Annotated in this window: 21 protein-coding genes, 5 tRNA genes, 4 rRNA genes and 1 pseudogene; 2 read left to right on the top strand and 29 right to left on the bottom strand. The window is 47.0% G+C overall.

Going from position 1 to position 22,291, the window contains the following annotated elements; genetic code table 11:
* Nucleotides 1–63: 63 nt before the first annotated feature.
* The 9 genes from QRX25_RS00985 to QRX25_RS00945 form a co-directional block, all read right to left on the bottom strand.
* Nucleotides 64–1,613: ribosomal RNA gene (locus QRX25_RS00985) — 16S ribosomal RNA — on the bottom strand.
* Between the two features lie 299 nt (nucleotides 1,614–1,912).
* Nucleotides 1,913–1,989 (bottom strand) — tRNA-Pro (locus QRX25_RS00980).
* Nucleotides 1,990–2,005: 16 nt separating this feature from the next.
* Nucleotides 2,006–2,082 (bottom strand) — tRNA-Arg (locus QRX25_RS00975).
* A gap of 11 nt (nucleotides 2,083–2,093) precedes the next feature.
* Nucleotides 2,094–2,168, bottom strand: a tRNA-Gly gene (locus tag QRX25_RS00970).
* A 361-nt stretch (nucleotides 2,169–2,529) separates the two neighbouring features.
* A tRNA-Thr gene (locus tag QRX25_RS00965) sits at nucleotides 2,530–2,602 on the bottom strand.
* A 2-nt stretch (nucleotides 2,603–2,604) separates the two neighbouring features.
* A tRNA-Asn gene (locus tag QRX25_RS00960) sits at nucleotides 2,605–2,679 on the bottom strand.
* Between the two features lie 45 nt (nucleotides 2,680–2,724).
* Nucleotides 2,725–2,840, bottom strand: a 5S ribosomal RNA gene (gene rrf / locus QRX25_RS00955).
* A gap of 51 nt (nucleotides 2,841–2,891) precedes the next feature.
* Nucleotides 2,892–5,821 (bottom strand): 23S ribosomal RNA (locus tag QRX25_RS00950).
* Between the two features lie 174 nt (nucleotides 5,822–5,995).
* Nucleotides 5,996–7,545 (bottom strand): 16S ribosomal RNA (locus QRX25_RS00945).
* The 16S, 23S and 5S rRNA genes sit together here with 5 tRNA genes alongside, the layout of an rRNA operon.
* Before the next feature lie 341 nt (nucleotides 7,546–7,886).
* Here QRX25_RS00945 and pdaB point away from each other — a divergent pair.
* Entirely contained in the window at nucleotides 7,887–8,651 is a 765-nt protein-coding gene (gene pdaB / locus QRX25_RS00940) for a polysaccharide deacetylase family sporulation protein PdaB (RefSeq protein ID WP_212100094.1), read from the top strand.
* Here the strand turns inward: pdaB and kbaA are convergent, their stop codons facing one another.
* Nucleotides 8,652–9,248 carry a KinB-signaling pathway activation protein gene (gene kbaA / locus QRX25_RS00935; protein WP_045514132.1) on the bottom strand — a complete coding sequence of 199 codons (597 nt, stop codon included), beginning with the start codon at nucleotides 9,246–9,248 and terminating at the stop codon, nucleotides 8,652–8,654. It abuts the gene before it with no gap.
* A 107-nt stretch (nucleotides 9,249–9,355) separates the two neighbouring features.
* Here kbaA and gerD point away from each other — a divergent pair, with 107 nt between their 5' ends.
* Nucleotides 9,356–9,913 (top strand): spore germination lipoprotein GerD, encoded by a 558-nt coding sequence (gene gerD, locus QRX25_RS00930; protein ID WP_013350829.1) that lies wholly within the window; start codon nucleotides 9,356–9,358, stop codon nucleotides 9,911–9,913.
* A 32-nt stretch (nucleotides 9,914–9,945) separates the two neighbouring features.
* Here gerD and salA read toward each other — a convergent pair whose 3' ends face one another.
* The 19 genes and pseudogenes from salA to QRX25_RS00835 form a co-directional block, all read right to left on the bottom strand.
* Nucleotides 9,946–10,998 (bottom strand): iron-sulfur carrier protein/transcriptional regulator SalA, encoded by a 1,053-nt coding sequence (gene salA / locus QRX25_RS00925; RefSeq protein ID WP_065980565.1) that lies wholly within the window; start codon nucleotides 10,996–10,998, stop codon nucleotides 9,946–9,948.
* Between the two features lie 79 nt (nucleotides 10,999–11,077).
* The gene (gene cwlD, locus QRX25_RS00920) at nucleotides 11,078–11,791 is read right to left on the bottom strand and encodes an N-acetylmuramoyl-L-alanine amidase CwlD (protein ID WP_065980564.1); all 714 of its coding nucleotides are present in this window, start codon (nucleotides 11,789–11,791) and stop codon (nucleotides 11,078–11,080) included.
* 60 nt (nucleotides 11,792–11,851) lie between these two features.
* Nucleotides 11,852–12,295, bottom strand: a complete 444-nt coding sequence (locus tag QRX25_RS00915; protein ID WP_014469623.1) for a DUF2521 family protein — start codon at nucleotides 12,293–12,295, stop codon at nucleotides 11,852–11,854.
* Between the two features lie 226 nt (nucleotides 12,296–12,521).
* Nucleotides 12,522–13,289 carry a class I SAM-dependent methyltransferase gene (locus QRX25_RS00910; RefSeq protein WP_115998176.1) on the bottom strand — a complete coding sequence of 256 codons (768 nt, stop codon included), beginning with the start codon at nucleotides 13,287–13,289 and terminating at the stop codon, nucleotides 12,522–12,524.
* 137 nt (nucleotides 13,290–13,426) lie between these two features.
* Nucleotides 13,427–13,819, bottom strand: coding sequence for a 30S ribosomal protein S9 (rpsI, locus tag QRX25_RS00905; protein WP_003225846.1), 393 nt, complete (start codon nucleotides 13,817–13,819; stop codon nucleotides 13,427–13,429).
* A 20-nt stretch (nucleotides 13,820–13,839) separates the two neighbouring features.
* The gene (gene rplM, locus QRX25_RS00900) at nucleotides 13,840–14,277 is read right to left on the bottom strand and encodes a 50S ribosomal protein L13 (protein WP_013350824.1); all 438 of its coding nucleotides are present in this window, start codon (nucleotides 14,275–14,277) and stop codon (nucleotides 13,840–13,842) included.
* A 159-nt stretch (nucleotides 14,278–14,436) separates the two neighbouring features.
* On the bottom strand, nucleotides 14,437–15,180 hold the full coding sequence (gene truA, locus QRX25_RS00895) for a tRNA pseudouridine(38-40) synthase TruA (protein WP_013350823.1): 744 nt from the start codon (nucleotides 15,178–15,180) through the stop codon (nucleotides 14,437–14,439).
* Nucleotides 15,181–15,192: 12 nt separating this feature from the next.
* Nucleotides 15,193–15,990, bottom strand: coding sequence for an energy-coupling factor transporter transmembrane component T family protein (locus QRX25_RS00890; RefSeq protein ID WP_115998177.1), 798 nt, complete (start codon nucleotides 15,988–15,990; stop codon nucleotides 15,193–15,195).
* Complete coding sequence (locus tag QRX25_RS00885) at nucleotides 15,987–16,856, bottom strand: energy-coupling factor ABC transporter ATP-binding protein (protein WP_212100092.1); 870 nt, start codon at nucleotides 16,854–16,856, stop codon at nucleotides 15,987–15,989. The genes QRX25_RS00890 and QRX25_RS00885 overlap by 4 nt, the downstream gene beginning before the upstream one ends.
* Nucleotides 16,832–17,677, bottom strand: a complete 846-nt coding sequence (locus QRX25_RS00880) for an energy-coupling factor ABC transporter ATP-binding protein (protein WP_013350820.1) — start codon at nucleotides 17,675–17,677, stop codon at nucleotides 16,832–16,834. The genes QRX25_RS00885 and QRX25_RS00880 overlap by 25 nt, the downstream gene beginning before the upstream one ends.
* Nucleotides 17,678–17,808: 131 nt before the next feature.
* Nucleotides 17,809–18,171 carry a 50S ribosomal protein L17 gene (gene rplQ, locus QRX25_RS00875; RefSeq protein WP_003156550.1) on the bottom strand — a complete coding sequence of 121 codons (363 nt, stop codon included), beginning with the start codon at nucleotides 18,169–18,171 and terminating at the stop codon, nucleotides 17,809–17,811.
* Nucleotides 18,172–18,248: 77 nt separating this feature from the next.
* Entirely contained in the window at nucleotides 18,249–19,193 is a 945-nt protein-coding gene (locus QRX25_RS00870; protein ID WP_003156549.1) for a DNA-directed RNA polymerase subunit alpha, read from the bottom strand.
* A 176-nt stretch (nucleotides 19,194–19,369) separates the two neighbouring features.
* Nucleotides 19,370–19,765, bottom strand: a complete 396-nt coding sequence (gene rpsK / locus QRX25_RS00865; protein ID WP_003156547.1) for a 30S ribosomal protein S11 — start codon at nucleotides 19,763–19,765, stop codon at nucleotides 19,370–19,372.
* Between the two features lie 20 nt (nucleotides 19,766–19,785).
* Nucleotides 19,786–20,151, bottom strand: coding sequence for a 30S ribosomal protein S13 (rpsM, locus tag QRX25_RS00860; protein ID WP_003156545.1), 366 nt, complete (start codon nucleotides 20,149–20,151; stop codon nucleotides 19,786–19,788).
* A 22-nt stretch (nucleotides 20,152–20,173) separates the two neighbouring features.
* Complete coding sequence (gene rpmJ, locus QRX25_RS00855; protein WP_003156543.1) at nucleotides 20,174–20,287, bottom strand: 50S ribosomal protein L36; 114 nt, start codon at nucleotides 20,285–20,287, stop codon at nucleotides 20,174–20,176.
* 33 nt (nucleotides 20,288–20,320) lie between these two features.
* The gene (gene infA, locus QRX25_RS00850; RefSeq protein ID WP_003156508.1) at nucleotides 20,321–20,539 is read right to left on the bottom strand and encodes a translation initiation factor IF-1; all 219 of its coding nucleotides are present in this window, start codon (nucleotides 20,537–20,539) and stop codon (nucleotides 20,321–20,323) included.
* Nucleotides 20,517–20,799: pseudogene (locus QRX25_RS00845) on the bottom strand (KOW domain-containing RNA-binding protein). Before QRX25_RS00845 ends, infA begins: the two are co-directional and overlap by 23 nt.
* A 64-nt stretch (nucleotides 20,800–20,863) precedes the next feature.
* Nucleotides 20,864–21,610 (bottom strand): type I methionyl aminopeptidase, encoded by a 747-nt coding sequence (map, locus tag QRX25_RS00840; RefSeq protein WP_045514107.1) that lies wholly within the window; start codon nucleotides 21,608–21,610, stop codon nucleotides 20,864–20,866.
* On the bottom strand, nucleotides 21,607–22,260 hold the full coding sequence (locus QRX25_RS00835) for an adenylate kinase (protein WP_014469622.1): 654 nt from the start codon (nucleotides 22,258–22,260) through the stop codon (nucleotides 21,607–21,609). The genes map and QRX25_RS00835 overlap by 4 nt, the downstream gene beginning before the upstream one ends.
* Nucleotides 22,261–22,291 lie beyond the last annotated feature (31 nt).

The following is a 22,291-nucleotide window of genomic DNA, read 5'->3' as shown; positions in this document are numbered from 1 at the left end:
AAACAAGACAGGGAACGTTCTGTTTATAAGACCCAAGGTCTTATATTCCGTTAAAATCCTTAGAAAGGAGGTGATCCAGCCGCACCTTCCGATACGGCTACCTTGTTACGACTTCACCCCAATCATCTGTCCCACCTTCGGCGGCTGGCTCCAAAAAGGTTACCTCACCGACTTCGGGTGTTACAAACTCTCGTGGTGTGACGGGCGGTGTGTACAAGGCCCGGGAACGTATTCACCGCGGCATGCTGATCCGCGATTACTAGCGATTCCAGCTTCACGCAGTCGAGTTGCAGACTGCGATCCGAACTGAGAACAGATTTGTGGGATTGGCTTAACCTCGCGGTTTCGCTGCCCTTTGTTCTGCCCATTGTAGCACGTGTGTAGCCCAGGTCATAAGGGGCATGATGATTTGACGTCATCCCCACCTTCCTCCGGTTTGTCACCGGCAGTCACCTTAGAGTGCCCAACTGAATGCTGGCAACTAAGATCAAGGGTTGCGCTCGTTGCGGGACTTAACCCAACATCTCACGACACGAGCTGACGACAACCATGCACCACCTGTCACTCTGCCCCCGAAGGGGACGTCCTATCTCTAGGATTGTCAGAGGATGTCAAGACCTGGTAAGGTTCTTCGCGTTGCTTCGAATTAAACCACATGCTCCACCGCTTGTGCGGGCCCCCGTCAATTCCTTTGAGTTTCAGTCTTGCGACCGTACTCCCCAGGCGGAGTGCTTAATGCGTTAGCTGCAGCACTAAGGGGCGGAAACCCCCTAACACTTAGCACTCATCGTTTACGGCGTGGACTACCAGGGTATCTAATCCTGTTCGCTCCCCACGCTTTCGCTCCTCAGCGTCAGTTACAGACCAGAGAGTCGCCTTCGCCACTGGTGTTCCTCCACATCTCTACGCATTTCACCGCTACACGTGGAATTCCACTCTCCTCTTCTGCACTCAAGTTCCCCAGTTTCCAATGACCCTCCCCGGTTGAGCCGGGGGCTTTCACATCAGACTTAAGAAACCGCCTGCGAGCCCTTTACGCCCAATAATTCCGGACAACGCTTGCCACCTACGTATTACCGCGGCTGCTGGCACGTAGTTAGCCGTGGCTTTCTGGTTAGGTACCGTCAAGGTGCCGCCCTATTTGAACGGCACTTGTTCTTCCCTAACAACAGAGCTTTACGATCCGAAAACCTTCATCACTCACGCGGCGTTGCTCCGTCAGACTTTCGTCCATTGCGGAAGATTCCCTACTGCTGCCTCCCGTAGGAGTCTGGGCCGTGTCTCAGTCCCAGTGTGGCCGATCACCCTCTCAGGTCGGCTACGCATCGTCGCCTTGGTGAGCCGTTACCTCACCAACTAGCTAATGCGCCGCGGGTCCATCTGTAAGTGGTAGCCGAAGCCACCTTTTATGTCTGAACCATGCGGTTCAAACAAGCATCCGGTATTAGCCCCGGTTTCCCGGAGTTATCCCAGTCTTACAGGCAGGTTACCCACGTGTTACTCACCCGTCCGCCGCTAACATCAGGGAGCAAGCTCCCATCTGTCCGCTCGACTTGCATGTATTAGGCACGCCGCCAGCGTTCGTCCTGAGCCAGGATCAAACTCTCCGATAAAGTAGTTTGACTGACTACGCACATCGCTATGCGATTTATTTAAAACTTTGAATTAACAGGTACGTTTTGTCTTGTTTAGTTTTCAAAGATCATTACCGCTTGTTGAAGCAGCTTTATTATCTTACCACTCAGCTTCTTTTGTGTCAACAACTTTTTTCAAGTTGTTTTCGAAGCTTTTTGTTGTTGTCTGCTGTTCATCAGCGACGAATAATAATATACCATGTTATCTCTCTATAAATCAAGTACTTTTTTAAAAAGAGTAAAAATAAAATCAGTATATTATTTTTAAAGTTTAAGTATGGTCGGGAAGACAGGATTCGAACCTGCGACCCCATGGTCCCAAACCATGTGCTCTACCAAGCTGAGCTACTTCCCGATTTTCAAATAAATTATGGCGCGCCCGAGAGGAGTCGAACCCCTAACCTTTTGATCCGTAGTCAAACGCTCTATCCAATTGAGCTACGGGCGCAATAAAATAAATGGAGCGGAAGACGGGATTCGAACCCGCGACCCCCACCTTGGCAAGGTGATGTTCTACCACTGAACTACTTCCGCAAGTAAATAAGTAATGAATGGCCAAAATAAAATAAAAATAACAGCGCCAGAAAAGAAAACTGTCATGTTATTTATTCAGTAATGCTCAGACGGTGTAACTCTCTGCTTAATCTAAAGCAAAAGCTTATCCGAAATTTCATAAGGTTCATTATGACAAAAGTAATTATATCAGGGTTTTGATAAAAGTCAATACCGTCTTTTTAAAATTAATTTATAACCAAGAAAGCTAATCTGTTTTAAACGAAGAAAACAGACTCCATCAGAAAACTTGTTGCAATTAGCAATAGTTTTTTACTGCTTTAAACAAAAAATAACAGTTCCATAACATACGGAAACTGCTTCAGATCAACGTATTTAGATAAGCTTCCAAGCGGGCTCGAACCGCTGACCTCTTCCTTACCATGGAAGTGCTCTACCTGCTGAGCTATGGAAGCAATGGCTCCGCAGGTAGGACTCGAACCTACGACCGATCGGTTAACAGCCGATAGCTCTACCACTGAGCTACTGCGGAATATTATAAGCTTCATAAACAAAAACATGGTAGATAAAATAAAAAGCTTGGCGGCGTCCTACTCTCACAGGGGGAAACCCCCGACTACCATCGGCGCTGAAGAGCTTAACTTCCGTGTTCGGCATGGGAACGGGTGTGACCTCTTCGCTATCGCCACCAAACCATTGAGAGTGTTCTCTCAAAACTAGATAACAGGAAGCATACATTCAAAATTGGTTAAGTCCTCGATCGATTAGTATCTGTCAGCTCCATGTGTCGCCACACTTCCACCTCAGACCTATCAACCTGATCATCTTTCAGGGATCTTACTTCCTTGCGGAATGGGAAATCTCATCTTGAGGGGGGCTTCATGCTTAGATGCTTTCAGCACTTATCCCGTCCGCACATAGCTACCCAGCGATGCCCTTGGCAGAACAACTGGTACACCAGCGGTGCGTCCATCCCGGTCCTCTCGTACTAAGGACAGCTCCTCTCAAATTTCCTGCGCCCGCGACGGATAGGGACCGAACTGTCTCACGACGTTCTGAACCCAGCTCGCGTACCGCTTTAATGGGCGAACAGCCCAACCCTTGGGACCGACTACAGCCCCAGGATGCGATGAGCCGACATCGAGGTGCCAAACCTCCCCGTCGATGTGGACTCTTGGGGGAGATAAGCCTGTTATCCCCGGGGTAGCTTTTATCCGTTGAGCGATGGCCCTTCCATGCGGAACCACCGGATCACTAAGCCCGACTTTCGTCCCTGCTCGACTTGTAGGTCTCGCAGTCAAGCTCCCTTGTGCCTTTACACTCTGCGAATGATTTCCAACCATTCTGAGGGAACCTTTGGGCGCCTCCGTTACCTTTTAGGAGGCGACCGCCCCAGTCAAACTGCCCACCTGACACTGTCTCCCCGCCCGATAAGGGCGGCGGGTTAGAAGGTCAATACAGCCAGGGTAGTATCCCACCGATGCCTCCACCGAAGCTGGCGCTCCGGTTTCCAAGGCTCCTACCTATCCTGTACAAGCTGTACCAACATTCAATATCAGGCTGCAGTAAAGCTCCACGGGGTCTTTCCGTCCTGTCGCGGGTAACCTGCATCTTCACAGGTACTATAATTTCACCGAGTCTCTCGTTGAGACAGTGCCCAGATCGTTGCGCCTTTCGTGCGGGTCGGAACTTACCCGACAAGGAATTTCGCTACCTTAGGACCGTTATAGTTACGGCCGCCGTTTACTGGGGCTTCAATTCGCACCTTCGCTTACGCTAAGCGCTCCTCTTAACCTTCCAGCACCGGGCAGGCGTCAGCCCCTATACTTCGCCTTACGGCTTCGCAGAGACCTGTGTTTTTGCTAAACAGTCGCCTGGGCCTATTCACTGCGGCTCTCTCGGGCTTGCACCCTAACAGAGCACCCCTTCTCCCGAAGTTACGGGGTCATTTTGCCGAGTTCCTTAACGAGAGTTCTCTCGATCACCTTAGGATTCTCTCCTCGCCTACCTGTGTCGGTTTGCGGTACGGGCACCTCTCACCTCGCTAGAGGCTTTTCTTGGCAGTGTGGAATCAGGAACTTCGCTACTATAATTCGCTCGCCATCACAGCTCAGCCTTCACGGGAAACGGATTTACCTATTTCCCAGCCTAACTGCTTGGACGCGGATATCCAATACCGCGCTTACCCTATCCTCCTGCGTCCCCCCATTGCTCAAATGGTGAGGAGGTGGTACAGGAATATCAACCTGTTATCCATCGCCTACGCCTTTCGGCCTCGGCTTAGGTCCCGACTAACCCTGAGCGGACGAGCCTTCCTCAGGAAACCTTAGGCATTCGGTGGAGGGGATTCTCACCCCTCTTTCGCTACTCATACCGGCATTCTCACTTCTAAGCGCTCCACAAGTCCTTCCGGTCTTGCTTCACAGCCCTTAGAACGCTCTCCTACCACTGTTCGAAGAACAGTCCGCAGCTTCGGTGATACGTTTAGCCCCGGTACATTTTCGGCGCAGAGTCACTCGACCAGTGAGCTATTACGCACTCTTTAAATGGTGGCTGCTTCTAAGCCAACATCCTGGTTGTCTAAGCAACTCCACATCCTTTTCCACTTAACGTATACTTTGGGACCTTAGCTGGCGGTCTGGGCTGTTTCCCTTTCGACTACGGATCTTATCACTCGCAGTCTGACTCCCAAGGATAAGTCATCGGCATTCGGAGTTTGACTGAATTCGGTAACCCGGTAGGGGCCCCTAGTCCAATCAGTGCTCTACCTCCGAGACTCTTACCTTGAGGCTAGCCCTAAAGCTATTTCGGAGAGAACCAGCTATCTCCAGGTTCGATTGGCATTTCACCCCTACCCACACCTCATCCCCGCACTTTTCAACGTGCGTGGGTTCGGGCCTCCATTCAGTGTTACCTGAACTTCACCCTGGACATGGGTAGATCACCTGGTTTCGGGTCTACGACCACGTACTCAATTCGCCCTATTCAGACTCGCTTTCGCTGCGGCTCCGCATCTTCTGCTTAACCTTGCACGGGATCGTAACTCGCCGGTTCATTCTACAAAAGGCACGCCATCACCCGTTAACGGGCTCTGACTACTTGTAGGCACACGGTTTCAGGATCTCTTTCACTCCCCTTCCGGGGTGCTTTTCACCTTTCCCTCACGGTACTGGTTCACTATCGGTCACTAGGGAGTATTTAGCCTTGGGAGATGGTCCTCCCGGATTCCGACGGAATTTCACGTGTTCCGCCGTACTCAGGATCCACTCAGGAGAGAACGAAGTTTTGACTACAGGGCTGTTACCTCCTATGGCGGGCCTTTCCAGACCTCTTCATCTACCTCGTTCCTTTGTAACTCCGTACAGAGTGTCCTACAACCCCAAGAGGCAAGCCTCTTGGTTTGGGCTGGTCCCGTTTCGCTCGCCGCTACTCAGGGAATCGCATTTGCTTTCTCTTCCTCCGGGTACTTAGATGTTTCAGTTCCCCGGGTCTGCCTTCTCATATCCTATGTATTCAGATATGGATACCACTCCATTACGAGTGGTGGGTTTCCCCATTCGGAAATCTCCGGATCAAAGCTTGCTTACAGCTCCCCGAAGCATATCGGTGTTCGTCCCGTCCTTCATCGGCTCCTAGTGCCAAGGCATCCACCGTGCGCCCTTTCTAACTTAACCGTTAAAAAGAATCACTACGTGATATCTTGCATTACAATTGAATGTGAATTACTTCTGTTATCTAGTTTTCAAAGAACAACATCTCGAAGAATCGAATGATCCTTCAAAACTAAACAAGACAGGGAACGTTCTGTTTATAAGACCCAAGGTCTTATATTCCGTTAAAATCCTTAGAAAGGAGGTGATCCAGCCGCACCTTCCGATACGGCTACCTTGTTACGACTTCACCCCAATCATCTGTCCCACCTTCGGCGGCTGGCTCCAAAAAGGTTACCTCACCGACTTCGGGTGTTACAAACTCTCGTGGTGTGACGGGCGGTGTGTACAAGGCCCGGGAACGTATTCACCGCGGCATGCTGATCCGCGATTACTAGCGATTCCAGCTTCACGCAGTCGAGTTGCAGACTGCGATCCGAACTGAGAACAGATTTGTGGGATTGGCTTAACCTCGCGGTTTCGCTGCCCTTTGTTCTGCCCATTGTAGCACGTGTGTAGCCCAGGTCATAAGGGGCATGATGATTTGACGTCATCCCCACCTTCCTCCGGTTTGTCACCGGCAGTCACCTTAGAGTGCCCAACTGAATGCTGGCAACTAAGATCAAGGGTTGCGCTCGTTGCGGGACTTAACCCAACATCTCACGACACGAGCTGACGACAACCATGCACCACCTGTCACTCTGCCCCCGAAGGGGACGTCCTATCTCTAGGATTGTCAGAGGATGTCAAGACCTGGTAAGGTTCTTCGCGTTGCTTCGAATTAAACCACATGCTCCACCGCTTGTGCGGGCCCCCGTCAATTCCTTTGAGTTTCAGTCTTGCGACCGTACTCCCCAGGCGGAGTGCTTAATGCGTTAGCTGCAGCACTAAGGGGCGGAAACCCCCTAACACTTAGCACTCATCGTTTACGGCGTGGACTACCAGGGTATCTAATCCTGTTCGCTCCCCACGCTTTCGCTCCTCAGCGTCAGTTACAGACCAGAGAGTCGCCTTCGCCACTGGTGTTCCTCCACATCTCTACGCATTTCACCGCTACACGTGGAATTCCACTCTCCTCTTCTGCACTCAAGTTCCCCAGTTTCCAATGACCCTCCCCGGTTGAGCCGGGGGCTTTCACATCAGACTTAAGAAACCGCCTGCGAGCCCTTTACGCCCAATAATTCCGGACAACGCTTGCCACCTACGTATTACCGCGGCTGCTGGCACGTAGTTAGCCGTGGCTTTCTGGTTAGGTACCGTCAAGGTGCCGCCCTATTTGAACGGCACTTGTTCTTCCCTAACAACAGAGCTTTACGATCCGAAAACCTTCATCACTCACGCGGCGTTGCTCCGTCAGACTTTCGTCCATTGCGGAAGATTCCCTACTGCTGCCTCCCGTAGGAGTCTGGGCCGTGTCTCAGTCCCAGTGTGGCCGATCACCCTCTCAGGTCGGCTACGCATCGTCGCCTTGGTGAGCCGTTACCTCACCAACTAGCTAATGCGCCGCGGGTCCATCTGTAAGTGGTAGCCGAAGCCACCTTTTATGTCTGAACCATGCGGTTCAAACAAGCATCCGGTATTAGCCCCGGTTTCCCGGAGTTATCCCAGTCTTACAGGCAGGTTACCCACGTGTTACTCACCCGTCCGCCGCTAACATCAGGGAGCAAGCTCCCATCTGTCCGCTCGACTTGCATGTATTAGGCACGCCGCCAGCGTTCGTCCTGAGCCAGGATCAAACTCTCCGATAAAGTAGTTTGACTGACTACGCACATCGCTATGCGATTTATTTAAAACTTTGAATTAACAGGTACGTTTTGTCTTGTTTAGTTTTCAAAGATCATTACCGCTTGTTGAAGCAGCTTTATTATCTTACCACTCAGCTTCTTTTGTGTCAACAACTTTTTTCAAGTTGTTTTCGAAGCTTTTTGTTGTTGTCTGCTGTTCATCAGCGACGAATAATAATATACCATGCATTCGATAAATATAGCAAGTGTTTTTTTCATTTTTTTTAAAACCATAATTCGTTATATTCATATCCGCTGCAGCATAGGATGTAATCAAGCATGGACAAGATAAGGAGGCGTCATCAGTGAACCACTTCTACGTGTGGCCCATCAAAAGGATAAAACAGCTGCTTATTATTATCATTGCCGCTTTTGCAGCAGCCAGCTTTTTTTATATACAGAGAGCCGTCCCTCTTCCTGTATTTTTAACGGATAATGGTCCGAAGGCGATTTCTAAAGGGGAGACGAAAGCAGACGAAGTCGCATTAACATTTGACATCAGCTGGGGCGATGAAAAAGCGGTTCCGATTCTGAACGCACTAAAAGCAAACGGCATAAAAAACGCCACTTTTTTTCTGTCAGCTTCTTGGGCGGAGCGGCACCCGGATACAGTGGAACGTATGATTAAAGACGGACATCAAATCGGGAGCATGGGATACGCGTATAAGAACTATACCAACCTAGAGGACCAAGACATTAAAAAGGATATCCTCCGGGCTCAGACCGCATTTAAAAAAATGGGCGTAAAGAATGTTCATTTACTCCGCCCGCCGACCGGACAATTTAATAAAAAGGTTCTTACCATTGCACAGCAGTACCACTATTCAGTGGTTCATTACAGCATTAACTCACACGATTGGACAAATCCCGGCCCTGATAAAATCATTGAAAATGTAAACAGTAATATAAAAGGCGGCGACATTGTCCTGCTGCACGCCTCTGATTCAGCAACACAAACGGAAGAAGCGCTCCCCGCCATCATTCACAATTTAAAGCAAAAGGGGCTTAAAAACGTGACTGTCGGTGATCTGATCGCAAATACTGACGTCAAATCATCAGAGGTGAAATAACTACCTCTGGGCAAACTTCGGCAGCATTAACAGCTGAAACGCATTGCAGCCCATCAGCGGGATCAGCATCAAATAAAGCCAGTCCTCATTATTCACTCTTAACGCAGGAACCCATTCAAGCGCTGTAATAACGACCATTAAAAATAATGATGAAACGAACGTATTTCTTGAGGACTGCTTTTGTTTTATATATGCCGTCAACAGGCCGACGGCAAGCAAAGCCAGCGGCAGCCAGACAAACCCTGCAATCGAGTCATCCCGCTCACCGAAAAACAAAAATCTGACGTACATTAAATCAAAAGCAACAAACAGAATGATAAACAGCTGAAGCAGATTCCAAAGCGAACTCGATCTGAGGATTTCAAGGGCAAACCGGTGCACCGTCAAAAATACGAAGAATCCCATTTGGCTGATCACACTGAAAATCATGCCTACTCCGATAAACCAGATCAGAACGGAGAAAATCTGTCCGGCTTCAAAATTCAGAAAGAACCCCTTGTACTCCCCCCACTTCAGTGCAAATCCTACGACGCTTGTAATAAGAGCGCCCACAGCTAAAATCGAAAAGAAAAATCGAACAAGCCCGCGGCTTTTCATCTCTTATTCATCCCCCTGACAATCGCGTTCAGCGATATTTTGTTATGTATAAATCCATTCCGATGAATCATATTAAAAGTAAGAACAAGTAAGGAAGGAGCTTATGTATGTCAAAAGCCAAAACGCTATTGATAAGCTGTTTTGTTGTATTATCTGTAACAGCTTGCGCTCCAAAAGACCAAGCAGCGGATATGGATTATGACCAGACTAAAAAAATGGTTGTCGATATATTAAAGACAGATGATGGAAAAAAAGCAATTAAGGAAATATTAAATGATGATGCGATGAATGAGGCATTGGTGATTGATCAAAACGCCATAAAAGGCACGATAGAGAAAACCCTCACCTCTAAAAAAGGGGCGGAGTTCTGGAAAACGATCTTTGAAGACTCAAAGTTCGCCGAAAGCTTTGCAAAAACACTTCAGCCCGAGCACGAAAAAATCATAAAAAAACTGATGAAAGACCCTGATTATCAGAAAAGTTTTATGCAGATCTTGCAGGACCCCGGCATGGATAAGAAATACTACGAGCTGGTGAAAAGCCAAAAATTCCGCAGTTACCTAGAAGATGTGATTACAGAGACACTTTCCAGCCCGCTTTTCAAAAAGCAATTTGAAGATGAACTGAAAAAAGCGGCTTCAAGCTCTGAAAAAGAAAGCCAATAAAAGGCCGGGCCGTATTGATCCCGGCCCTTTTTTTATTCAGCCGTTTTTTCAATGACTTTTTGGGCGATGCCCATATAAATTTCTCCGATCGGATGGCTTCTGTCGTAGACAGAAGGCGCAAACTGATCTTTGTCCCAATCAGGCTGTTTTAAAGGAATTCTGCCGAGCAGCGGCACCTGCAATTCCTCCGCAAGCTTATCTCCCCCGCCTTGACCGAACACATATTCTTTCTCGCCGGTTTTTGCACTTTCATAGTAAGCCATGTTTTCAATGACCCCTACAACTTCATGATCGGTTTTAATCGCCATAGAACCCGCTCTCGCTGCTACAAATGCGGCTGTAGGGTGCGGCGTTGTTACGATAATCTCTTTACTGCTCGGAAGCATCGTGTGTACATCGAGCGCAACATCACCCGTACCTGGCGGCAGATCGAGAACGATATAGTCAACCTCGCCCCAGTCAACCTCGTGGAAGAAGTTGTTCAGCATCTTGCCAAGCATCGGTCCTCTCCAAACAACCGGAGCGTTTTCTTCCACGAAAAAGCCCATAGACATGACCTTTACTCCAAATCTTTCGACAGGAAGCAGTTTTTCTCCTTCTACTGTCGGACGAACTGTAATACCCATCATGTCAGGCACGCTGAAACCGTATATATCCGCATCGATCAGGCCGACTTTTTTGCCGAGCCGAGCAAGAGAAATGGCCAGATTAACGGAAACCGTTGATTTGCCGACACCGCCTTTTCCGCTTGCCACCGCCAGAAAGACCGGCGGATTTTTCCTATTCAGCAGGGTTTCGCTTTCAGGCGCCGGTTGGCTGAATTTCGCCAATGTCTCTTCCGGCAGCTCTTCAAACCGAAGGCCGACAGTTTCCGCTCCTGCTTCTTTCAGAACGGATACAATTTCCTGCTGAATACCCATTTGTTCAGCCGTCCCCGTTTTTGCCAATGCAATTTTTACACTGACATGCCGTTTCTCCGGCTTGACCTTTACTTCCTTAACAGCATCCAATTCTCCCAGCGGTCTATGAAGAAAAGGTTCGCGCATTTTTCCGACTATATTTCTTACTTCATCTTCTCTTATCATCGAACCCTCACCCTTTGTGTATTCGTTTACAAATGGTATTATACCATATATTAATCATAGAATCGGCGAAAAACCCTCCTTACTCGGGAGGGTCTCCTTTCTCTGTGAAGTATCTCAATACGCCCTTATACACGGAAGATGCGATTTTATCCTGATATTTAGGCTGGCTGAGCCTTTTCGCTTCCGCCGGATTGGACAAAAATCCGACCTCCACCAGCGCGCCCGGTTTGGTTACATTCTGCATTAAGTAAATGCCGTGTATCCGCTTCGCCTTTCTCGTTGTATTCTCCAAGTTAATTCTCAATTCGTCCTGTATATATTTTGCCACTTTTTCATTCTCTTCGTATTTTCCATAGTAAAAGCTTTGGGCGCCGCTCCATTTCGGTGACGGTATGGCGTTCAAGTGAATGCTGATATAAAGCTCTGCTTCTGAACGGTTGATGAGCTCCACGCGCTTTCTAAGATCTTCCGCTTTGCGTCTGCTGTAGCCTTTCATTCCTTCAGGCGCTAAGTCGGTATCCGTCTCCCGCGTCATGATGACCAGAGCCCCTTGCTCCTGCAAATAGTCTCTGACCCTGGAGGCCACTTCGAGCGTAATATCTTTTTCAAGGTGATTGCTTCCCGTGGCGCCGCCGTCCGGCCCGCCGTGTCCCGGATCGAGATAGATGATTTTCCCGCTAAGCGGCAGACTCCACGGCCGCCAGGAATCATCATTATGGAATTGAAACCGGAATAAACACAATAATATGATAAAGCCAAGTAAAAAACCGAGCCATTTCAGCTTTTTTCTCATACCTTTCCCTCCCGCTTGTCCCCGTTATTAATAAGTATGGGACAAGGGAAGAAATTATGATTACCTCATGCGGAGCTTACATTGTTTTTTCCTTTGCAGAAATCCTTCCGTCCACCAGCTGTTGATAAACCTGCATGACGCTTCGTAGATTTCTTTTTGTTCAACGGAAGAATATTGCTCATGCGTCCAGCTACAAAGATATTCAAAAAAATCGACCGTCAGTTCTTCCTCCTCTTCAGACGAACGGGCGTTCGCCCTTTGCAAAGACTCACCGTAATAGCCAAAGACGCCGAACCGGCCGCCTAATAAATACGCTTCTATTGCAAAATCTATGCACCCTTCACTTAGAATGCCGTTTTCGTCCTGGAGAAAGGGAAACAAAGGGGAAAGACATGCTTTTACGGATTGAATGATCTGCGTCAGTGACAGCTCCTTGAGTAAATTCTTCTCAAGTTCAAAATCCTTCTGCCGTTTCACGTCTGAAAAAGATAATACCTCTGCCATTGCCATTCACGCTCCTTTTTACTGTTATTTTGAAAGGAAAAAGGAAAAAGCATGCTTTGTTGATAGTGGAAATCCTCCCAAAAGAAGGGGTTTCATGTTGAAGGGGAGAGGCGGCGTTGTGAAAATGCTGTTACAGCACAGTCGGCAGGTGCTTGATGAGAGGCTGAGCGGAATCACAGACAAGCGCGGCCCGCAAAAAAACAGCACCTCTGACGGGATGCTGTTTTTATATTTTAATGCTTCTTGTTACGGAGTATGTATTAATGTATTCATCCAGGACGAAGCCGCCCTTGTCCTCATAAAAGCCGGTAACCATGAAGCCCGCGTCAATCTGGCCTTTAATTTGATCCTCTAACGTATGGCCGAATTCCAGCGCTTCATTATTGTCAATGAGTTCCTTTACTTTTTTCTTGCTGAGATCCTTTTCATCCGAAAACGGAATGGAATACTTTACTTTTAGGACGCCCTCCTGCTCTAAATCCATATCAAATAAAAACACGACGGGATTTACAAAACCGGAGACTAAAGATCCGCCTTTTTTTAATACGCGGTGGGCTTCTTTCCATACCGGGAGAACCGTATCAACAAAGCAATTCGATACCGGATGCACGATAAAATCAAATGACTCATCATCAAAACAGCTCAGATCATTCATGCTGCCTTTGACAGTCCGGAGCGTAAGATCTTCCCGCTCAGCAACCATTCTGTCTTGCGCAAGCTGTTTTTCTGAATTGTCAAAGACGGTAACGTCAGCTCCCGCAGCAGCCAGCACCGGGCCTTGCTGTCCCCCTCCTGAAGCGAGGCAAAGAACCTTCAGGCCATCCATGGATGGGAACCAATCCGCCGGTACGTCTTTTCCCGGGGTCATTCTGATGCTCCAACTGCCTTTTTTCGCTCTGCCAATCGTATGTGAATCAACCGCAACCGTCCACTCATTGCCGATTTCGACTTTTTTATCCCATGCCTTGCTGTTATGTATGGCTAACTTATTCATTATAACTGCGCTCCTTATTGTTAATGAATAGAGTATAACAAACAATTCTAGAAAAACATTGGATAACCTCTTGGATATGAGAAAAAAATACAAAAAAACCACAACCATGAAGTTGTGGTTTTTGCAATCCAAAACGATTAACGTTTTGAGAATTGAGGTGCGCGACGAGCGCCTTTAAGACCGTATTTTTTACGTTCTTTCATACGAGCGTCACGAGTCAGAAGACCAGCACGTTTAAGTGTTGCACGGTATTCTGGATCTGCTTCAAGCAAAGCACGAGCGATACCATGACGGATTGCTCCAGCTTGACCAGATAAGCCGCCTCCATGTACGTTTACTAAAACATCATAAGTACCAGCTGTTTCAGTAAGAGTTAATGGTTGTTTGATATCTTCGATTAGAGCTGGCGATGGAATGTGCTCGCTGATTTCACGATTATTAACGACGATACGACCTTCTCCTGGAACTAAGCGCACACGCGCTACAGAACTTTTACGACGGCCAGTACCGTAATATTGAACCTGTGCCAAATTGGTAACCTCCCTTTTAATTAACCGCGAAGTTCGTAAACTTCAGGCTGTTGTGCTTGGTGTGGATGCTCAGAACCACGGTATACGTTCAATTTCTTGAACATTTGACGACCTAGAGAACCTTTAGGAAGCATGCCTTTGATAGCAAGCTCAAGCATTTTCTCAGGGTAGTTTGTACGCATCTCAAGAGCAGTTCTTGATTTCAGACCGCCTGGGTGCATCGTGTGACGGTAGTAGATTTTATCAGTTAACTTTTTACCAGTTAACTCGATTTTTTCAGCGTTGATGATGATCACATGATCTCCAGTATCAACGTGCGGTGTGTAAGTTGGTTTGTGTTTTCCGCGAAGGATAGATGCAACTTCTGTAGAAAGACGTCCTAAAGTCTTGCCTGCTGCATCAACAACTAACCACTTGCGTTCAATAGTACTTGCGTTAGCCATAGGTGTTGTACGCATTTAATTCCCTCCTAAATGATCTGTCATTTTTTCATAAACTTCTGTTACGTTCTATTTCACAACACAATAAGTTCCGGGGCTTATCGTGGGGTTGAAATACATACCATATGATATCTTATAACTTTATGCAGACTCTGTCAAGAAAATGTTACACCTGGTTTAGTTGTCATAGCAGACACTCCATAAATACAGCCCGTGCCCCGGTGCGGTGCGCCCCGCAGCTTCGCGATCCTTCGCTTCCAGCATTGCTTTTACGTCATCAGGAGAAAATTTTCCAGCCCCTGTGTCCAATAACGTTCCGGCAATGATTCTGACCATATTATAGAGAAATCCGTTTCCGGTGATCCGCATTTGCAGGCCGTCTCCGGTCTCAGTCCATTCCAGCTCGTAAATCGTTCTGACTTTATCCTGGACCGCGGTATCAACCGCACAAAAGCTTGTGAAATCATGTGTCCCGATGAGGTGCCTTGAAGCTTCCCTCATTTTCTGCACATTAAGCTGATATGCAAAATGGTAAGCGTAATGTCGTTTAAATACGTCCGGGTGTTTCTCCGTGTATACGAAGTAGCGATATTCCTTTTGGACTGCGCTAAATCGTGCATGGAACCCATCATCCGCAATCTCTGCTGTTTTGACGGCAATGTCATCAGGCAGCAGGGCATTGAGCGCAAACGGCCATTTCTCAGCCGGAATGGACAGCGGGGTATCAAAATGAATGACCTGTCCGGCAGCATGAACATCGCTGTCAGTGCGGCCGGATGAGTAGACAGGCACTCTGCCGTCAGTTTTGTGGATGACGGCCAGCGCCTTTTCCAGTTCACTTTGAACGGTCCGTTTTCCAGGCTGAACCTGATATCCGTTAAATAAATGCCCGTCATAAGCAATGGTACATTTCATTCTCATTGGGCAGCACCTCTAACTTCTTAAGAAAAACAATAATACGGCTAATACGATGAGGAGCAGAATAGCTCCGGTATCCTTGCCGGTCCAGACAAGCTTTCTGTATTTCGTTCTCCCCTCACCGCCCTGGTAGCCTCTCGCTTCCATGGCGACCGCGAGCTCTTCCGCACGTTTAAAGGCGCTGACAAACAGCGGGACAAGCAGCGGAACAACAGCTTTTATTCTGTCTTTCACCGGGCCGCTTGTAAAGTCTGCACCCCTCGCCATTTGCGCCTTCATGATTTTATCCGTCTCTTCCATCAACGTCGGAATAAAGCGCAGCGATATCGACATCATCAATGCGAGCTCGTGTACAGGCAGCTTCACCTTTTTAAATGGATGCAAGAGCTGCTCCATTCCATCCGTTATTTCAATCGGCGTTGTCGTAAGCGTCAGCAGCGTCGTCATAAAAATGAGGTAAACGAAACGGAGAGAGATAAAAATCCCCTGTACAAGTCCGCCCTCATAAACTTTAAACCAGCCAAGCCGAAAAATGACAGCACCCTCATGCGTCATGAAGATGTGCAGTAAAAACGTAAATGCCACAATCCAGATAATCGGCTTAAGCCCCTTCAGCAAAAAGCTAAACGGCACTCGCGTCAAGGCGATCACACCGAATGTAAACAAACCGAGCAAAGCGTACGTCTGTACGTTGTTTGCCAAAAAAACGATACATACAAAAAGAAAAATGCTGACAAGTTTTGTTCGCGGGTCTAAGCGGTGAATAAGCGATGATCCGGGAACATACTTTCCGATAATCATGCTGTCCATCATTGGTCCTTATCCTCCTGAAAGAAAGCCTTAATTTCACTAGCGGCATCCTGCAGGGTGAGCATGGGTTTCTCATACTTGACTCCGAGAACAGCCTCAAGCCGTCTCTGAAACTTCACCGATTCAGGAAGATCCAGGCCCATTTCGGCCATCTCTTCACCTTTTGCAAACAAATCACTCGGACTCCCCGTCGCTTTAATCGTTCCTTTGTGCATGACGATCATCTCGTCGGCATAGCGGGCGGCGTCCTCCATGCTGTGCGTGACGAGAACCGTAGTCAGGTTTCCCCGCTGATGAAGCGCATAGAACATGTCCATAATGTCCTGGCGCCCTCTTGGATCGAGCCCGGCCGTCGGTTCATCTAAAACCAGTACTTCCGGCTCCATCGCAAGAACACCGGCAATCGCCACTCTGCGCATCTGCCCGCCGCTGAGCTCAAACGGCGACCGTTCCAAAATGTCTTCCGGAAGACCCACAAGCTCCAGCATCTCTTTCGCCTTCCGTTCAGCGTCTTCTTTTTTCACACCGAAGTTCATCGGTCCGAATGCGATGTCCTTCAGCACAGTCTCCTCAAACAGCTGATGTTCGGGAAATTGGAAAACGATTCCGACTTTTTTTCGCAAAGTCTTAAGATCTTTATTCTTTTTACCGGCTGCTAAAATCGTGCTGCCGAGTTCCAGCTGTCCTTTAGTAGGTCTCAGCAAACCGTTTAAATGCTGCAGGAGCGTCGACTTACCCGATCCTGTATGCCCGATGACGGCAACGTAGCTGCCCTCTTTGATCACGGCATTGATATCATAAAGAGCAAGCCGTTCAAACGGTGTCTTTATTTGATAGCGATGTTCTACATCTTTGATTTTAATGTCCACAGCTCATTCACCAGCCCTTCCTGAGTCAGATGGTTTTTCGATAACGCCAGTCCGCTTTCTTTCAAAAGCAGGCTGAGCTGGAATGAGAAAGGCAAATCAAGACCGATGCGAACCAAGTCTTCATTTAATTTGAAAATCTCTTCAGGCGGGCCCTCTGCATATTTCCTGCCGCCGTTCATTACAATGATCCTGTCCGCCCTTGCGGCTTCTTCCAAGTCATGTGTAATCGAAATGACGGTGGCCATGCCTTGATCTTTTAAGCGTCTGACAGTGTCAAGGACTTCTTCTCTCCCGATCGGGTCAAGCATGGATGTCGCTTCATCCAAAATCATAATATCAGGACGCGCAGCAATAATCCCTGCGATCGCCACTCTTTGTTTTTGACCTCCGGAGAGATGGTGCGGCTCTTGATCAAGAAAATCCTGCATATTGACTTGTTTGACAGCCCAATCTACTCTCTCAATCATTTCTTCGCGCGGAACACCATTGTTTTCTAAACCAAAAGCCACATCATCGCGAACCGTTGTTCCGACAAATTGGTTATCGGGATTCTGAAAGACCATCCCTATTTTTTTTCGCACATCCCAAACAGTATCTTCAGTCAGTTTCATGCCGCCGACTTCAATATCTCCGGCCTCAGGCAAAATCAGTCCGTTCAGCGCTCTGGCCAAAGTCGACTTCCCTGAACCGTTGTGACCTACAATAGCAAGCCATTCTCCTTCGTATACCTCCAGACTCACACCGTCCAGCGCCGGCCTTTCTGCATCTTTGCGGTATCGGAATAAGATGTCTTTTACGGATATAAGCTGTTTTTGATCCACGGGCGCCTGACCTCCTCTCAGCTATAGCTCTGCTTTTCTGTCTCATGATAAAAAGTTCTGGTATCTAAAAAAAGGGCATAGATCCAGTTAGAAACTGTCCCGCCCTTCTTTAGATACACAAAAATATGTGATTAAACCAATTCGATGATTGCCATTGGTGCACCGTCACCACGGCGAGGACCAAGCTTCATAATACGTGTGTATCCGCCTTGGCGCTCCTCGTAACGAGTTGCAATGTCAGAGAATAATTTTTGAAGTGCATCTTGGTTATTTTCTTCATTAGCAACCTCGTTGCGAATGTATGCAGCAGCTTGACGACGAGCATGCAAGTCACCGCGTTTACCAAGAGTGATCATCTTTTCAACAACAGAGCGAAGTTCTTTCGCACGTGTTTCAGTTGTTTCGATTCTTTCGTTGATGATCAAATCTGTTGTAAGATCACGAAGCATAGCTTTACGCTGTGAACTCGTACGTCCTAGTTTTCTGTATGACATGTGATGTCCCCTCCTTTAATGGAATGCTGTTTCTAATTAAAAAACACACGAAAATCCTAGTTCACATGGAAACTAGATCAATCGTCTTTGCGAAGGCCGAGTCCAAGTTCTTCAAGTTTCGCTTTCACTTCTTCAAGTGATTTGCGTCCCAGGTTGCGAACTTTCATCATATCTTCTTCCGTCTTGTTCGCAAGTTCTTGAACCGTGTTAATGCCCGCACGCTTCAAGCAGTTGTAAGAACGGACAGAAAGATCAAGTTCCTCAATCGTCATTTCAAGAACTTTTTCTTTTTGATCCTCTTCTTTTTCAACCATGATTTCAGCATGCTGAGCTTCGTCAGTTAAACCAACGAATATATTAAGGTGTTCAGTTAAAATCTTTGAACCGAGAGCAATTGCTTCCTTCGGTCCAGTGCTTCCGTCAGTCCAAACATCAAGTGTAAGTTTGTCATAGTTTGCAACCTGGCCTACACGAGTGTTTTCCACCTGATAAGATAAACGGGAAACTGGTGTAAAGATTGAATCGATCGGAATCACGCCGATTGGCTGATCGTCTCTTTTGTTCGAATCAGCAGGAGTATACCCACGTCCTCTTTGTGCAGTAAGGCGAACTCGGAAACTCGCATTCTCACCAAGAGTCGCGATATGAAGATCCGGATTAAGGATTTCAACATCGCTGTCGTGTGTAATATCAGCTGCTGTGACAGTTCCTTCACCCTGTACATCAATTTCAAGCGTCTTCTCTTCATCAGAGTAGATTTTCAATGCAAGCTTTTTAATGTGCAAGATTATCGTTGTAACATCTTCCACAACGCCTTCGATTGTCGAGAATTCGTGCAGTACACCATCTATCTGGATCGATGTTACAGCGGCACCAGGGAGTGAGGATAAGAGGATACGACGTAAGGAGTTACCCAGAGTTGTACCATATCCACGCTCAAGCGGCTCTACGACAAACTTACCAAATTTGGCATCGTCGCTGATTTCAACCGTTTCGATTTTTGGTTTTTCAATCTCGATCATTACTTAAAACCCTCCTTCAAAACGTCGAAACCTCGAATAGAATCATATGAGATTCCATCCGAAATTCCCCATTGTTTAGTCCCGTATGTGCTCAGGCAACGAGTCGGTGCATTCGTTTCATAAATAACTGTATCATAACCCATTATTGACAGGGACACAAAATCTATACAAACAAATTACACGCGGCGACGTTTTGGTGGACGGCATCCATTATGAGGAACAGGAGTTACGTCTCTGATAGCTGTAACTTCAAGTCCGGCAGCTTGTAAAGCACGGATTGCAGCTTCACGGCCAGAACCTGGTCCTTTAACAGTTACTTCAAGAGTTTTAAGTCCGTGTTCGATTGAACCTTTAGCAGCTGTTTCAGCAGCCATTTGCGCAGCAAAAGGAGTAGATTTACGAGAACCTCTGAATCCTAGAGCTCCGGCACTTGACCAAGAAATAGCATTACCATGAGTATCAGTGATCGTAACGATCGTGTTGTTGAAAGTTGAACGAATATGAGCGATTCCTGACTCAATATTCTTTTTCACGCGACGTTTACGCGTGTTTTGTTTACGAGCAGCAGCCATTGTTTAGGTACCTCCCTTACTTATTTTTTCTTGTTAGCTACAGTACGACGCGGACCTTTACGAGTACGCGCATTGTTTTTAGAGTTTTGTCCGCGAACAGGCAAACCTCTGCGATGGCGGATTCCGCGGTAGCTTCCGATTTCGATCAGACGCTTGATGTTAAGAGAAACTTCACGGCGAAGGTCACCTTCTACTTTCAGTTTGTCAATAACATCACGGATTTTACCAAGTTCTTCTTCAGTAAGATCACGCACACGAGTATCTTCAGAAACACCAGCCTCTTTCAAGACTTGCTGAGCCGTTGTGCGGCCAATTCCGAAGACATATGTTAAAGAAATAACAACACGTTTGTCACGTGGGATATCTACACCAGCAATACGAGCCATTCTCTGGGCACCTCCTTATTAATTATCCTTGTTTTTGTTTATGCTTTGGATTTTCACAGATCACCATTACTTTTCCTTTTCTGCGGATAACTTTACATTTCTCGCAGATTGGTTTAACTGATGGTCTCACTTTCATGTGTTTCCAACCTCCTTCAGTTTCCGGAGTGCTTTATTTGTAACGGTACGTAATCCTGCCACGAGTTAAGTCATATGGAGATAATTCTACCGTAACTTTGTCTCCAGGTAAAATGCGAATGAAGTGCATGCGGATTTTACCAGATACGTGAGCCAAAACCGTGTGGCCATTTTCGAGTTCAACTTTGAACATCGCGTTTGGCAGTGTTTCGACTATCGTACCTTCCACTTCAATTACATCGTCTTTCGCCATTCAAGTGTTCTCCCTTCTTCAAATCAGTAACTTGCTCTCTGACAAATTTCAAAAGAGAAAATCTCAGTTATCCGTTTGTCACACGCCCTGTTTCGTTTATACTGTTCTGAACTTCCGGAGATACGCAATCATAAAGGGTAAATGATTGATATTCTTTTTCTAAGGAGAATGAAATGTACGCTTTTCTCCGTCTGCTTTAGTACATGATGAAGAATCTTCATTCCGATGACAGCAGCTAGCCGGTTTTTCCTCCGACCAATTGTACTTCTACAATCTGCCCAGGTGCGGAATGAAAAACATGTGTCATGGAATTCATTTCATCATCTAGACTTTTGTCAGTATATCAAAACCCGTTTCCGTAATCGCAATCGTATGTTCAAAATGAGCACACTTTTTCCCATCTACCGTTACAACCGTCCAGTTATCAGCCAATGTTTTCACATACCGGCTGCCAGCGTTAACCATCGGTTCTATAGCGAGAACCATACCAGGCTTCAGCCTAGGTCCTTTGTTTGGCGGACCGTAATGAGGAATTTGCGGATCCTCATGCAAGTCTTGACCAACACCATGTCCGACATACTCCCTAACAACTGAAAACTGCTCATTTTCGACATACGTTTGTATTGCGTGGGAAATATTCGACAAACGTTCACCTGGTTTTGCTTCCTTCAAGCCTTTATATAAAGACTCCTCTGTCACTTCCAGCAGTCGTTTATCATCATCACTGATGTTTCCTACCGGATATGTCCAAGCAGAGTCACCATGATAACCATTTAATTTAGCACCGATATCAATGCTGATAATGTCACCGTCGCGCAAAACCCTTTTGCCGGGAATTCCGTGAACGAGTTCTTCATTAACTGATACACAGATGCTCCCGCGAAACCCATTATACCCCTTAAAAGATGGGATTGCACCCTGCTTCTCAATAAAACGTTCGGCAATTTGATCCAATTCTTTTGTCGAGATTCCTGGTTTAATGTGCTTTTTCAACTCTTCATGAGTCAAAGCCACGATTCGCCCTGCTTCCCGCATGATACTAAGCTCACGAGGGGTCTTACAGATAATCATTTGCTCAATCCTCCAAGAAGCTCCTTCACATCTTTGTACACGTCATTAATGTCCTGCTGGCCATTGACGTTGACAAGATATCCTTTCTCGGAATAAAAATCGAGTAAAGGCTGAGTCTGCTTCATGTTGACCTCAAGCCGTTTTGAGACGGTTTCCTCATTATCATCTGCCCGTTGATAAAGGTCTCCTCCGTCTTTATCACAAACACCCGGCGTTTTCGGCGGATTGAAAACCAAATGATAGGTTGTGCCGCAAACACTGCAAATTCTGCGTCCAGTCAAACGTTCCATTAAAGAGTCTTTGTCTACTTTAATGTTAATGACATAATCAATCGGCTTGCCGTATTCCTCAAGAATGTCTTCAAGAGCTTCAGCCTGAGCGACTGTTCGCGGAAATCCGTCCAGAAGAAAACCTCTTTCACAATCATCTTTGCCGAGTCTTTCTTTGACAATGCCGATTGTGACTTCGTCCGGTACGAGCTCGCCTTTATCAATATAAGACTTTGCTTCGAGTCCGAGTGGTGTTTCTTCTTTCATAGCAGCACGGAACATATCTCCCGTTGAGATATGAGGTATCCCATAATCCTCAACAATTCGTTCTCCCTGTGTGCCTTTACCGGCTCCAGGAAGTCCCATTAAGACTAAGTTCATTCGGATTTCCCCCGTCCTCTCTTATTTAGAG

Source organism: Bacillus sp. L381, assembly GCF_030284525.1.
GTDB lineage: Bacteria > Bacillota > Bacilli > Bacillales > Bacillaceae > Bacillus > Bacillus amyloliquefaciens.
The sequence above is the reverse complement of the archived record's forward strand: the minus strand, read 5'-3'. Positions and strand labels throughout refer to the sequence as shown.